General features: G+C 68.3%; 12 protein-coding genes. 8 read left to right on the top strand and 4 right to left on the bottom strand.

The window, feature by feature from the left end; translation table 11 throughout:
- Positions 1 to 159: 159 nt before the first annotated feature.
- Positions 160 to 1,119, bottom strand: coding sequence for an HpcH/HpaI aldolase/citrate lyase family protein (locus BLR41_RS01970; RefSeq protein WP_092625754.1), 960 nt, complete (start codon positions 1,117 to 1,119; stop codon positions 160 to 162).
- Positions 1,120 to 1,364: 245 nt separating this feature from the next.
- Here BLR41_RS01970 and BLR41_RS01965 point away from each other — a divergent pair, with 245 nt between their 5' ends.
- The 3 genes from BLR41_RS01965 to BLR41_RS01955 all read left to right on the top strand — a co-directional run bounded on the left by BLR41_RS01965 (position 1,365) and on the right by BLR41_RS01955 (position 4,440).
- The gene (locus tag BLR41_RS01965) at positions 1,365 to 2,663 is read left to right on the top strand and encodes a magnesium transporter MgtE N-terminal domain-containing protein (RefSeq protein WP_176797766.1); all 1,299 of its coding nucleotides are present in this window, start codon (positions 1,365 to 1,367) and stop codon (positions 2,661 to 2,663) included.
- Entirely contained in the window at positions 2,656 to 3,204 is a 549-nt protein-coding gene (locus BLR41_RS01960) for a DUF1003 domain-containing protein (protein WP_092625752.1), read from the top strand. The genes BLR41_RS01965 and BLR41_RS01960 overlap by 8 nt, the downstream gene beginning before the upstream one ends.
- 96 nt (positions 3,205 to 3,300) lie before the next feature.
- On the top strand, positions 3,301 to 4,440 hold the full coding sequence (locus BLR41_RS01955; RefSeq protein ID WP_092625750.1) for an Mrp/NBP35 family ATP-binding protein: 1,140 nt from the start codon (positions 3,301 to 3,303) through the stop codon (positions 4,438 to 4,440).
- Between the two features lie 414 nt (positions 4,441 to 4,854).
- Here the strand turns inward: BLR41_RS01955 and BLR41_RS01950 are convergent, their stop codons facing one another.
- Positions 4,855 to 5,400 (bottom strand): O-methyltransferase, encoded by a 546-nt coding sequence (locus BLR41_RS01950; RefSeq protein ID WP_092626061.1) that lies wholly within the window; start codon positions 5,398 to 5,400, stop codon positions 4,855 to 4,857.
- Between the two features lie 593 nt (positions 5,401 to 5,993).
- Between BLR41_RS01950 and sigE the strand changes: the two genes are divergently transcribed.
- The 4 genes from sigE (at position 5,994) to tatB (ending at position 9,713) form a co-directional block, all read left to right on the top strand.
- On the top strand, positions 5,994 to 6,668 hold the full coding sequence (sigE, locus tag BLR41_RS01945) for an RNA polymerase sigma factor SigE (RefSeq protein ID WP_218119851.1): 675 nt from the start codon (positions 5,994 to 5,996) through the stop codon (positions 6,666 to 6,668).
- A gap of 20 nt (positions 6,669 to 6,688) precedes the next feature.
- On the top strand, positions 6,689 to 7,402 hold the full coding sequence (locus tag BLR41_RS01940) for an anti-sigma factor family protein (protein WP_092625748.1): 714 nt from the start codon (positions 6,689 to 6,691) through the stop codon (positions 7,400 to 7,402).
- A 457-nt stretch (positions 7,403 to 7,859) separates the two neighbouring features.
- On the top strand, positions 7,860 to 9,212 hold the full coding sequence (locus BLR41_RS01935) for a S1C family serine protease (protein ID WP_245693720.1): 1,353 nt from the start codon (positions 7,860 to 7,862) through the stop codon (positions 9,210 to 9,212).
- Positions 9,213 to 9,302: 90 nt separating this feature from the next.
- Positions 9,303 to 9,713 (top strand): Sec-independent protein translocase protein TatB, encoded by a 411-nt coding sequence (tatB, locus tag BLR41_RS01930; protein WP_092625745.1) that lies wholly within the window; start codon positions 9,303 to 9,305, stop codon positions 9,711 to 9,713.
- A 288-nt stretch (positions 9,714 to 10,001) separates the two neighbouring features.
- Here the strand turns inward: tatB and BLR41_RS01925 are convergent, their stop codons facing one another.
- Positions 10,002 to 11,576 (bottom strand): leucyl aminopeptidase, encoded by a 1,575-nt coding sequence (locus tag BLR41_RS01925; RefSeq protein ID WP_092625743.1) that lies wholly within the window; start codon positions 11,574 to 11,576, stop codon positions 10,002 to 10,004.
- Positions 11,577 to 11,772: 196 nt separating this feature from the next.
- On the bottom strand, positions 11,773 to 11,940 hold the full coding sequence (locus tag BLR41_RS01920; protein ID WP_019853228.1) for a DUF3117 domain-containing protein: 168 nt from the start codon (positions 11,938 to 11,940) through the stop codon (positions 11,773 to 11,775).
- Between the two features lie 449 nt (positions 11,941 to 12,389).
- On the opposite strand from BLR41_RS01920, the gene BLR41_RS01915 reads away from it, so the two are divergent.
- Positions 12,390 to 13,178: an enoyl-CoA hydratase-related protein gene (locus BLR41_RS01915; RefSeq protein WP_092625741.1), complete on the top strand. Its 789-nt coding sequence runs from the start codon at positions 12,390 to 12,392 to the stop codon at positions 13,176 to 13,178.
- The last annotated feature ends 22 nt before the right edge of the window (positions 13,179 to 13,200 follow it).

Below are 13,200 nucleotides of genomic sequence, written 5' to 3'. Positions count from 1 at the left end.
CACGCGGCCTGAGCAACGCGCGTGTCCCCGGTGCGTGAGTCGGATGCGTTGCGAGGCCGGGCCGCTCGCCGCGTAGGTCGCTACTCAGGAGCCGGCCCAACGCCGCAGGGCGCCGACTCACGTGCCGGCCACGCAACCACGTAGGCGAGACACTCGCATTCAACTCTCCGGAGGTTGCCAGGGTTCTCGCCTGGGGAGCCCGGCGGCACGCCCCTTGGCCGCCACCACGAGCGCCATCTTGCGGGAAGCCTCGTCGATCATCTCGTCACCCAGCATGGCCGCCCCACGCCTGCCACCGGCTTCCGAGGTGTACCAGGCATAGGCGTCCAGGATGTTCTCCGCCCGCTCGTAATCCTGCTGACGCGGCGAGAACACCTCGTTGACGGGATCGACCTGGTCGGGGTGCAACACCCACTTGCCGTCCAGCCCGAGCGCGGCGGAACGACCGGCCACCCTGCGCAGTCCCTCGATGTCCTTGATCTGCAGATACGGCCCGTCGATGGCCTGCAGGCCGTTGGCGCGGGCGGCGGTGAGCAGCCGCATCAGCACGTGGTGATAGGCGTCGCCCACGTCGTAGCCGGGAGGCTGCTCACCGACCACGAGCGAGGGCATGTTGATGGAGGCCATGAAGTCGGCCGGGCCGAACACCAGGGCACGCAGTCGACCCGAGGCGGCGGCTATCGAATCGACCGAGGTCAGCCCCTTCGCGTCCTCGATCTGCGCCTCGATACCGATCGACCCCGCGACGATCCCCAGCGCCCGCTCGATCTGGGTGATCGTGAGGTCGAGCCAACTCACCTGCTCGGGCCCGGTGACCTTGGGGAGCATGAGGGTGTCCAGCGAGCGGCCCGCCCCCTCCACAACGTCCACCACGTCCCGGTAGGCCCACGGGCTTTCCGGATCGTTGATCCGGACGGTGCGGATCCGCTCGCCCCAGCCTCCCTCGTTCAGCGCGGCGACGACGTTCTCGCGTGCCTGGGCCTTGGCCAGCGGGGCGACCGCGTCCTCCAGATCGAGGAAAAACTGGTCAGAGCCCAGCCCCCTGGCCTTGTCGATCATCTTCCGGCTGGAGCCGGGGACCGCGAGACAGCTGCGGCGGGAACGTTGCGGATCGGCCACGGCGATTGCTCCTTCGTCCGGGGACGCTGTTGTCGAACCTTCGGCCCCCGCCGAACCCGCCGGGCGGAACCGGGCGGGTCCCGCCGCGGACGTGCGGAGACATCGAGTGGGTAAGCCCGCGGTCCCGGACGACGCTTCCCCTGGGACCGCTGCGAACCGGGTTTTGTCTACCACGAGCACGACGGCACGCGGTCACCCGCGTTTCGCCGCTGCTCAGCCCGGTCGGAACAACTAGCCTGATCGGCGTGGCTGGCAGCAGCAGAGTATTCGCGGCGCGCATGTCCGGCCTTGTCGTCTTCGGACCCGACGGGCAGTCCATCGGCAAGGTGCGCGACGTGGTGGCGGGGCTGCGCAGGGACCGGCACCCCCCACGCGTACTGGGGATCGTGGTCGAGGTCGCCACCCACCGCCGTATCTTCGTCCCGATGCTGCGGGTCACCGGCATCGAGTCGAATGCGGTGCTGCTTTCCACCGGCAGCGTGAACATGCGCCGCTTCCACCAGCGTCCGAACGAGGTACTGGTGCTCGGCCAGCTGCTGGATGCGCGGGTGACGCTGCTCCCCTCGGGCAGGTCGGCCGTGCTCGTCGACGCGGCGCTGGAACAGCAGCGCAACCGGGAGTGGCAGCTCGGCAAGGTGGCCGTGCAGGTGCGCAGCGGGCCACTGGGGCGGAAGGGGCCGATCCAGGTGCTGGCCTGGGACCAGGTTGCCGGACCGGCCACGGCTCAGCTGACGGAGCAGCCGCAGGAGGTCAACGAGCTGCTCAGCGTCCTAGACGAGATGCGCGCGGTCGACGTGGCCAGCGCGCTGCACGACCTGCCGGAGAAACGGCGGTACGAGGTAGCGGAGGCGCTGGACGACGAGCGGTTGGCCGACGTCGTCGAGGAACTCCCCGAGGAGGACCAGAAGGACCTGGTGGCGCACCTCGACGAGGACCGGGTGGCCGACCTGCTCGAGGCGATGAACCCGGACGACGCCGCCGACCTGCTGGCCGAGCTGACCGAACCGGACAAGGAACGACTGCTCAACCTGATGGCCCCCGAGGAATCCGAACCCGTCAAACGGCTGTTGGCGTACTCGGCCGACACCGCCGGCGGTCTGATGACCTCCGAGCCGGTGGTGCTGGCACCGGACGCCACCGTCGCGGAGGCCCTCGCCCGCGTGCGCAACGTGGAACTGCCGGTCGCGCTGGCGAGCATGGTCTTCGTCTGCCGCCCGCCCTCGGAGACCCCGACGGGCCCGTATCTCGGCTGCGTCCACATCCAGCGGCTGCTGCGCGAGCCCCCGTCCAACCTCGTCGCGGGAGCGGTGGACACCGATCTCGCCAGCCTGCCGAGCGGAGCCAAACTGGCCGAGATCACCCGGTACTTCGCCGCCTACAACCTCGTCTGCGGACCGGTGCTGGACGACCAGGAACATCTGCTCGGCGCCGTCACCGTCGACGACGTGCTGGACCACCTGCTCCCGGAGAACTGGCGCGAGGGAGGCCTTCCCGACGCCGGGACCCCCGACTTCGAGCCGGATACGGACGGTGAGCATGCCTGAACTCTTCCCACGCAGACGGCTCGACCAGCCACGCAGACGCCACCGCCCCGCCTTCGAGGTCGACCCGGAGCTGTTCGGCAAGTTCTCCGAACGGATCGCACGGTTCCTCGGCACCGGCAAGTTCCTGTTCTGGCAGACCGTGCTCGTCATCAGCTGGATCACGATCAACCTCGTGGCGGTACGATTGGCCTGGGACCCCTACCCGTTCATCCTGCTCAACCTGGCTTTCTCCACCCAGGCCGCCTACGCCGCACCGTTGATCCTGCTGGCGCAGAACCGGCAGGACGACCGGGATCGGGTGTCACTCGAGGAGGACCGCGCGCGGGCCGAACGGACCAAGGCCGACACCGAGTACCTCGCTCGGGAGCTGGCCGCCCTTCGACTGGCTGTCGGCGAGGTCGCCACGCGGGACTACCTGCGCGGCGAACTGGATCGGTTGCGTGACGACCTCCCCGGGACGGAGAGCCCGGAAAGCAGGCGGCGACGAAGCGGCGCACGGGGTGAGGTAGCCAACAGCTCCGGGGCCGTGGAACAGGGGTGAACGGGGCGATTGCCGGTCGGGCTGTGAATCGTCGGGTACTCGTCCGTAACATAAGTGTCGGCACACCAGCTCAGGAAAGGTCGGTGTCGCGTAACCGTGACCACTACGCAGCCCACTCCCACCGAGGAAACGGTGCGGCAGGCCCTCACCAAGGTGGAGGACCCGGAGATCCACAAGCCGATCACCGAACTCGGCATGGTCAAGGACGTGGCCATCGGATCCGAGGGTGACGTCAAGGTCGGCGTGTACCTGACGGTGCAGGGCTGTCCGATGCGGGAGACCATCACCCAACGGGTCGACTCAGCCGTGTCCGAGGTCACCGGAGTCAGCTCCGTCGAGGTGGAACTCGACGTGATGAGTGACGAACAGCGCACCGAACTGCGTAAGCAGCTGCGCGGTGACTCCGAGGAACCCCGCATCCCCTTCGCCGAACCGGGCTCGCTCACTCGGGTTTACTGTGTCGCCTCCGGCAAGGGCGGCGTCGGCAAATCCAGCGTGACCGTCAACCTCGCGGCGTCGATGGCCGAGCGCGGCCTGTCCGTCGGTGTCGTCGACGCCGACATCTACGGCCACTCGGTGCCGCGAATGCTGGGGACCGAGAGCAAGCCCACCCAGGTCGAGAACATGATCATGCCGCCGCAGGCGCACGGGGTCAAGCTGATCTCGATCGGCATGTTCACGCCGGGAAACACGCCGGTGGTCTGGCGTGGTCCGATGCTGCACCGCGCGTTGCAACAGTTCCTCTCGGACGTCTTCTGGGGAGATCTGGACGTACTGCTGCTGGACCTGCCCCCCGGCACCGGCGACGTCGCGCTGTCCACCGCCCAGCTGATCCCGAACGCGGAGATCCTGGTCGTCACCACACCGCAGCAGGCCGCCGCCGAGGTGGCCGAGCGTGCGGGCGCCATCGCGATGCAGACCCGACAGCGCATCGCCGGCGTCGTGGAGAACATGTCGTGGATGGAGCTGCCCGACGGCCAGCGGGTGGAGGTCTTCGGCACCGGCGGCGGCCAGATCGTCTCGGACTCGCTGACCCGTTCCGTCGGTTCGGAGGTCCCGCTGCTCGGGCAGGTACCGCTGGACACCCGACTCCGCGAGGCCGGGGACAGCGGATCCCCACTGGTGCTGGAGGATCCGGAGTCGCCCGCGAGCCAGGTGCTGGCCGACGTGGCCAAGAAGCTGTCGACCAGGGCGCGCGGGCTGGCGGGGCAGTTGCTCTCCGTCTCCCCCGCGTGAGACAGCGGGAGTTCGGCCGGTTTGCGTGGCTGGTTTGGTGGCGGAACCTCTCGCACGGCTCTCGCTGCGGGTGCCCCGACATCGGGTAGCGCGACCTACCCCACGTCGGGGCCGTCCTCGCGAGAGTCGCACGCGAGAACCCGCAGCGGTGCCGACTGCGTAAGTGGTCGGGGTTCGGCCTGCGTCGATGGCCCGTCAATTTCTCGCGAGATCGCGGTGCTCGGAGACCGCCGTGGAGAAGCGGTCGTGAACGAGGCAGCGGGATCGTCCCCGGTGCGTGAGTCGGATGCATTGCGAGGCCGGGCCGCCCGCCGCGTAGGTCGCTACTCAAGAGCCAGCCCGACACTCCCAAGGCGCCGACTCACGTGCCGGCTACACAACCACCTACGCAACCGGCACCCGAGCGATCCAACATCAGGTGCGGGCGATGGCCAGCAACCCACTGCCGATGGGCAGGGCCACCGGAACCAGTCTCGGATCGGCGTGAATGGCGTTCAGGATGTCGCGGGGCATCTGCGGACCGCCGTCGGGGTAGAACACCCTGTCATCAGCGGCGTGTCGAAACGCCCCGTTGAGGATCAACGTCGCGCCGGGGCGCAGCAGCGGCGCGGCCAGTTCCAACAGCTCCGCCATGGCTGAGTTTCCGACCACGATGTGCACCAGATCGTAGGCGTCCTCGGCCAGCCTGGGCAGCACCTCGGCCCCCACACCGGTGATCATTCGAAGCCTGTTGCCCGGCAGTCCCGCCTCGGCGACCGCCTCGCGGGTCGCCCGCTGCGCCTCCGTGTCGAGTGTGATACACGTCAGGGTGCCTTCCGGGATCATTCCCTCGCACAGGGCGAGCGCCGTGGACGACGAACCGCCGACCTCCACCACCGCCCTGGCTCGCAACGCCGATGCCAGGAAACGCAACATCGCCTCGGGCGAGCCGAACCGTTCCTCCACGATCCCGTCGGTCATCGGGGGCTCCCCGACCAACTGCACGGGAGCGCGAGTCGAGTTCCGGGTGCGGCCGGGGATGCCCCCGCCGCGGTCGCGGGGTGGCGGAGGACCACTACCCATCGGCACGGAGGAGGAAATCTCGGGTTGCACAATTGCACAGGTTATCGTTGTGGGAGTGGCTACTCGGCGAGGTGGGGTACAACGATCGCGTAACCTCTGCCCACCGTCGGGAAACACTCCGGGAGTTCACGCGCGCACCGCTCCGGCAGCTCCCACCACACGAATTTCCGAATCCGACTCACAACAGGGCGAAACGAGTTCGGCGGAGATCGGTTACGCGCGGAGCACGAGTCCGGAGGAGCGGAGCGTTCGCGGCGGAACCTCGGGGTTCGCCGGGAGACGGGCCGATGGGTGAGAACAAGTTCTCAGGAGCCTCTCAGGCTCTTATCACGGTCACCTAATCCCCGGGAAGCACACTCGGAGGGTGACAGTCGGCAGGATTTGCGACGCATCGCCGCTACGTCTCCACGAGGCCGCGGTGGCGGGAACAAACCGGCCGAGGCGATCGTTCTACCGGGCGCAACCGCCCGCAGGAGGTGCCTTCTCGCCACATGGCCACCCACACGGCAGCACCGAGCCCGATTCCACCGAACACCACGGGAACCGCGCGTTCCGGGAGCGGAGCCACGGCCCCCCGGCCGGTGGATTCGGAAGAGCACGGCGAACAACCCGTGGTTTCCCCCGAGGAGACCGCCGCCAACTGGACGCCTCCTTCGTGGGAGGAAGTGGTCCGGGAACACGCGGACCGCGTGTACCGGTTGGCATTCCGGCTCTCCGGCAACAAGCACGACGCGGAGGATCTCACCCAGGAGACCTTCATCCGGGTCTTCCGGTCGCTGGCGTCGTACCGCCCCGGCACCTTCGAGGGGTGGTTGCACCGCATAACGACCAACCTCTTCCTGGACATGGCACGCAGGCGCTCCAGGCTACGCATGGAGGGACTGCCGGAGGACACCGATCGCATCCCGGGGCGGGGCCCGAGTCCGGAACAGGTTTTCCAGGACACCCATCTGGATCCGGACCTGCAGGCTGCTTTGGAGGAGCTCTCTCCGGAGTTCCGTGCGGCGATCGTGCTGTGCGACGTCGAGGGGCTCTCCTACGAGGAGATCGGTGCCACGCTGGGCGTCAAGCTGGGCACCGTACGCAGCCGCATCCACCGCGGGCGGCAGTTGCTGAAGTCGGCCCTGGAAGCTCGCCGTGAGCTCACTCGGGAGGAAACAGCATGACCGGTTTTCGAGGGTGGGGAATGCCTGAGCAGCACCTGGCGCTGGACGCGCTGGTGGCTTTCGTGGACGGCGAGCTCAGCCCGGGGGCGCACGACCGTGCCGCCGCGCATCTGGCCACCTGCCCGAGTTGTGCCACCGAGGCGGACGCCCAGCGGCAGGCACGCTCGGCCGTACGAACCGCGTCGACACCTTCGATCTCCCCGCAACTGCTGCAGACGCTGCAGTCCATCCCCACGACCGCCGAACTACCCGAGCAGCCGGACAATCTGGCGCTGAGCGAGGACGGCCAACTCGTCACGCTCAACCGGCGCCCGGGCGACTCGAAATCCACGCCGTTGGGGACGAGTACCCCGTTGGGAAAAGGTTCGGGCCGATTCGGCTCCGTCTCCGAAGGCGGCTCGCTCCCGATCGGCACGCGAACGCAGCAGGCGAGGCTCGGCGGACGTCGCGCCAAACAGAGTGCCGGTGTGGTGTTCTCCGGACTCGTGCTGGGGGCGCTGGCATTCATGAACACCCCGACGGACGGAGCACGTAACACGGTGAACACGGTGCCCGATCCGCTGCCGCAGGGCGGAGCCGTCGAGGAGGCGGGCAGCTCGACCACGCCGAGCGAGAACGAACCGAGCACCGCCGCCACTGTTCCCACGGTCGAGGCGACGACGACCCCCGCCACCAGTGTCTCCGTGCGACCGCACGCGCCGACCGGTAGTTCCGCTCCCGACCCGGCTTCGTGACCGCCACGCGCCGAGTTCCGGCGCGGAAGAGCCAACGGGGAATTCACTCCCAGTCGGGCAACATGGCACGTGCGCCGAAGTGTCGAGCGCGGGAGACGGCCGGAGGATTCGCCGAACGGCTATCCCACTCCGGTGAGCGCGATGTCTCCTTCGTGTGATGCACTCAGGGCAGCCGGCCGAACCGACACATGCGTAAAACCGGGGAGCGATGAGCGAGCAGCCGAGGACATCCGCGCATCAGGGGGATCCGGGACGACAAGGCGCCCCGGGGGAGCATTCGGGCACGGATGGACCCGCTGCGGGCGTCGAGCGCGATGAACCGACGAGCGACACAGCGTCGGGACATTCCTCCCCCGGAAACGGCTCCGACGAGCATCCGCCCGAAGCCGCCGTCTTCGGCAGACCCGAGGGAGTTCGGGGTAGCTTCGACAATCGGGGAATCGACAGCACTCCTCGGGTGAATCATGCTCCCCTCACCCCGGAATCACTTGCCCACGCGTTCGGCCGTCCAGCGGGCGCCTCGGAACCATTACAACGCGCACCGGGGGAAACGGAAGCGCGGCAGCAGGGTGAGGCCGGCGACGACGAACCGGTCTTCTGGAACGAGCAGGGCGAGCGGGACCCCTGGCGCGATCCCACCGCCGGAGCGGTGCTCGGTGGTCCCGCCCTGGAGGAGAACCGCACGGAGTCGGGGGCGAGCTCCGGGGAGGGCCCACTGCTCAGTGCCCGCGAAGTGCTGTTCGGACGCAGGGTTCGTCCCCGTTCCCTGCTCACCCTCGGGCTCGTGGTGTTGCTGCTCGGAGCGGCCGGGGGATTCGTGGGTCGGATCACCGCCGAGGAGGGCAATCCACTCACCAATCCGGACGTGACACTGGCCAGTGTGGAGCCGGGCAACGACCGCCCCGCGGGTGCGGTCTCGGGAGTCGCCTCTCGCGTGGTGCCCGCCGTGGTCTCGGTCGAGGTCCGAATAGGTTCCGAGGGGGGCACCGGCTCGGGTGTCGTGATCGACGGCAACGGCTACGTCGTCACGAACAATCACGTGGTCTCGATGGCCGCGGACACGCCGAACGCGAAGATTTTCACGGTTTTCTCGGACGGCACCCGGACATCCGCTCGAATCGTCGGACGCGATCCGCAGACCGACCTCGCCGTACTCAAGGTTGAGGTCAGCAATCCCACCGTGGCGCAGCTGGGCTCCTCGGAGGATCTGCGTGTCGGAGACAGGGTGCTGGCCATCGGTTCTCCGTTGGGCCTGGACAACACTGTTACCAGTGGCATCGTCAGTTCGCTCGACCGGCCGATGCGCCTCGCCGGTGAGGGCACCGACACCAACGCCGTGATCGATGCCATTCAGACCGACGCGGCCGTGAACCCGGGCAACTCGGGTGGGGCTTTGGTGTCGGGCAACGGAGCCGTGGTGGGCATCAACACGGCCATCAGGACGTTGGGCACGGGCGGCAGCAGCGGATCGATCGGTCTCGGGTTCGCGATACCCATCGACAAGGTCCGCCGGATAGCCCAGCAGCTCATCCGCACCGGTGAGGTACGGCACGCCGAGCTCGGGGTGAACACCAAATCGGTCACCGACGGCCTCGCCGACGGCGCCCAGGTCCAGAACGTGAAGCAGGGCAGCGCCGCCGAAAAGGCCGGAGTCGTCGAGGGCGACGTGATCACCAAGGTGGACGACCGTGAGATCACCGGGGCCGACGAGCTGCAGGTCGCGGTGGACGAGCACGACGTGGGCGCGGTCGTTCCGGTGACCGTGGTTCGCGACGGCAATGAACTCGTCCTGGACGTGACCCTCCAATAGCACGCCGAGTTTGGATAGGCTGAGTCCGGACAGCGGTTCCCGCACGCCCGACGGTGCGGGCACCGACGCGACGCCCCGGAAGGAGTCGAGGTGTTCGATAGCATCGGCTGGGGTGAGATCCTGGTTCTCATCGTCGCCGGTCTGTTCATCCTCGGACCCGAACGGCTGCCTTCCGCGGCGGCCTGGCTGGGAAAGACGGTTCGTCAGGTCCGCGAGTACGCCACCGGAGCACGGGACCAACTGCGTTCCGAGCTGGGGCCGGAGTTCGACGATCTGCGCAAGCCGTTGGAGGATCTGCGCGGCATCCGCAATTTCGACCCCAAGCGGACGGTGAGCAAGCACCTGTTCGACGACGAGAACCCGTTGGACGGGTTCAGCAACGACCGGGGTTCGGGCACGAACGGCCACAAACCGAGATCGGACTCCCCGCCTCCGTCGTTCCGGCGGGAGCAGCCGCTGGATCCGGGCGAACGCCCGCCGTTCGACTCCGACGCCACCTGAGCGAGCGGTTACGCCACCTGACACCGGAGCAGTCCCGCGCCCCGAACGAGCACCGAGCGCGGTGTCGAGTCGCGGCGTCAATTCCTCGCGAAATCGCCGCGCCGGCAGCGTTACCGAAGGCCGAACTCCCACCACCTACGCAGTCGGCACCGCCGCGGGTTCTCCCGTGCGGCTCTCGCGAGGAAGGCCCGACGTAGTGTAGTACCTACCCGATCTCGGGCCTCCCGGAGCGAGAGCCGTGCGAGAGGTTCCGTCACTTCAACCAGCTACGTGGGTCGAGCGGACGACCTAGTCACCCAACCCGGCCACGAACTCGACGAGGGTGCGGGCGGCGAACCCGGTGGCCCCCGCCACCACCTCGTCGTAGGGCTTGTCGGCACGGGCCGGACCGGCGATGTCGAGGTGTGCCCACGGCGACCCGCCGGTGAACTCGCGGAGGAACAGTGCCGCCATCAGCGCACCAGGGCCCTGTGCGGCCTGCTTGACGTCGGCCGTCGTACCGCGGACGTCGGTGGCGTGGTCCTCGGACAGCGGCATGGGCCACCAGTTCTCACCGGCGCGCCGCCCGGCGTCGCGCACCCGCTCACCGAGCTTCTCGTCGTTGCTGAACACACCCCCGGTCCGCAGCCCGAGCGCGACCTTCATCGCACCGGTCAGCGTGGCGACGTCCACGATCAGATCGGGCTGGTGGTGGTGAACGGCATAGCCGAGCGCGTCGGCCATCACCATGCGCCCCTCGGCGTCGGTGTTGGCCACCTCGGTCGTGGTCCCGTCGTAGTGACGCACCACGTCACCGGGGCGGTAGGCGGATCCGGAGATGTGGTTCTCGGCCATCGGAACCAACGCGGTCACCCGGAAGGGAAGTTCCAACCTGGCTATGGCCAGCATGGCGCCGATCACGGCGCCGCCACCCGCCATGTCGGTGCGCATCATTTCCATGCCCTCGGCGGGCTTCAACGAGACACCGCCGGTGTCGAAAGTGATCCCTTTACCCACCAGCACGACGTGTCCGACGCCGGAATCGTCGCCACCGGAGCCCTGCCAGGTGAGCTCGAGAAGCCGCGGCGGCCTGGAAGATCCTCCGCCGACCGCGAGCACGCCGCCGAATCCCTGCCCCGACAGCCACTTCTCGTCCCGCACCGTGGCGTTGAGTCCGGTTACGGAGCCGGTCATGGCGGCGGCGGTCTCGGCCAGCCACGCCGGGCTCTTGATGTTGGAAGGAGCGTTGGCGAGATCGCGTGCGACCGAGGTCGCCGAGGCCCACTCCCTGGCCCGTCGGGCGGTCTCGCGCAGCCGGGTGACGTCCTCCCCCGGCTGAGCCACCAGCAGGACCTTGCGCACCCGAGGCGGTGTCGGACGCGCGCTCACCCTGAAGTGGTACTCCCCCAGTGCCACACCCAGCGTGAGGGCGCTGACCAGCTCCGGAGTGGCCGCGGCGGGCAACCGGAACTGCACGTACTCCACGTCCAGCGCCTCGCCCAGATCGCGAGGATCGGCTCCCTCACCACCGGTGTCACCGATCCGGGCGCGAATCGCCCTGGCCAGTTCACCACCGGCGGTGCGCCAGCGGAACGGCTCACCGTCACCGACTCCCACCGCCCAGCCGAGTCGCCCCTCGGAGAGCGGAACCGCGCGGACTTCGCCAGCCTTGCCGCTGACGTCCAGCGCTCGCAGGCTCGCGGTGTCCACCCCGAGGTTCTCGGCGGCGGTGTCCAGATCCGGTTCGCCGTCGATTTCGGCCACCGGTACCGCGGCCGGGATTCCCTCACCCCATCGTTCGACGACGTCGACCTCGACCAAAGCGGTCGGAATCACGGGAAGAACGGCTTCCGGGTTCGAAGCCGCGGGAGCGGAACCGGGCACTGCGGCACCTTCCTGACCTGGTTGTTCGGTTGGTTCGTACTGTCGTAGGACCAAAAACGATCACTCGGTCGAGACCGTCACCGGTGATCGCACGGGTCCGTAGCGACGCGCCGAAAAGTGACCCCGGCACCCGCCGGCGCCGGGATCGCTCGCATGGCGGGGCGAGCGGACGCTCGCCGGTCACCTCACGGCGGCCTCAACCGGTGACCGAGTTTAGAGCCTCGCTCAGATTCGTGGCCTCCTCCATCGTCATTTCGACGACAAGACGCCCACCACCCTCGAGCGGGATGCGCATCACTACTCCGCGTCCCTCCTTGGTCACCTCGAGGGGACCGTCACCGGTCCGGGGCTTCATGGCCGCCATAGCGTGCTCCCTCCGTGAACTCATCCCACCGACTGGTCACCGGACCAGCCTTTGCCCTACATTCTCCCCCATCCGGACGCACCCGCGAAACCGAACCGATCAACTTCCGTCCGTGCTGCGCTGCTCGAACAATGCGTCCAGGCTGCGAACTCCATCATCCTGTCCCGCCGATCGGCGAGTCGAAGACCTTTCGGGCGCGTCGTCGAACCGGTCGGCCACATCCACGAGAGCCGGTGCCCACAGCGGACATCCCACCACAACCACGACTCACCGCTCGTGTTCCCGCGCTGCGCACTGCCGAGACGACGGGGTCGGGCGGGCACACACGGCTACTCACCGAGCGGAACGAGGTCTACTGTGGAGCAGGAGGCGAACGACTCGACCGTGGTGAGTATCACAACGAACCGGGGACGGGCCACCGTCCACGCCGACGACGAGGGAGATGTGGCGTGACCGAGGTACTGCTGACCGAAAACATCGATGGCGTGCGCCGAATCACACTCAATCGGCCCGACTCGTACAACTCGCTCACCGTGGAACTCAAGGAACGGTTGATCGAAGCCTTCCGCGCGGCGGCCGCCGACAACTCGGTCCGGGCCGTGGTAATCACCGGCGCGGGCAAGGCGTTCTGCGCCGGTCAGGACCTCAAGGAACACGTCAGCCAACTGGACTCCGGCGACAGCACTCCGATGCACACCGTGGAGGAGCACTACAACCCGCTGATCCGGGCGATAACCACGCTGCCCAAACCGGTGATCGCGGCGGTGAACGGTGTCGCGGCCGGAGCGGGCGCCTCGATCGCCTATGCCTGCGACCTTCGCATCGCGGCGGAGAACGCCAAGTTCGTGATGTCGTTCGCCGACGTGGGACTCTCCACCGACTCGGGCGCCTCCTGGACCCTCCCCCGGCTCATCGGCTACGGACGCGCGATGGAACTGCTGCTGTTGGGAGAGGCCGTGACCGCCGAGGCGGCGGAGCGGATGGGCATGGTCAACCGTGTCGTCCCCCGCGACGAGGCGACGGACAACGCCATGGAACTGGCGGGGCGTATGGCCACCGGGCCCACCAGCGCCTACGCCAGGATCAAGGAGACGATGCTGGCGGCGGCCGCCGAAGGGCTGGACGAGACTCTCGCCGTGGAGGCGGGCGCGCAGAACCAGTGCGGCGGCACCCGGGACCACCGGGAGGCCGTGGACGCCTTCGTGGCGAAACGTTCCCCGGAGTTCACCGGTCAGTGAGCGACCGGGCGACGTCTCCCTC

The sequence above is a fragment of the Actinopolyspora mzabensis genome (genome assembly GCF_900101095.1).
GTDB lineage: Bacteria > Actinomycetota > Actinomycetes > Mycobacteriales > Pseudonocardiaceae > Actinopolyspora > Actinopolyspora mzabensis.
Note: the sequence above shows the minus strand (reverse complement) of the source record. Positions and strands in the feature narration are given on the sequence as shown.

Excerpts from the sequence above, each read along its gene's own strand:
- BLR41_RS01950 (WP_092626061.1), bottom strand. The coding sequence starts at position 5,400 with ATGACCGACGGGATCGTGGAGGAACGGTTCGGCTCGCCCGAGGCGATG.
- sigE (WP_218119851.1), top strand. The coding sequence starts at position 5,994 with ATGGCCACCCACACGGCAGCACCGAGCCCGATTCCACCGAACACCACG.
- BLR41_RS01940 (WP_092625748.1), top strand. The coding sequence starts at position 6,689 with ATGCCTGAGCAGCACCTGGCGCTGGACGCGCTGGTGGCTTTCGTGGAC.
- BLR41_RS01960 (WP_092625752.1), top strand. The coding sequence starts at position 2,656 with ATGCCTGAACTCTTCCCACGCAGACGGCTCGACCAGCCACGCAGACGC.
- BLR41_RS01920 (WP_019853228.1), bottom strand. The coding sequence starts at position 11,940 with ATGGCGGCCATGAAGCCCCGGACCGGTGACGGTCCCCTCGAGGTGACC.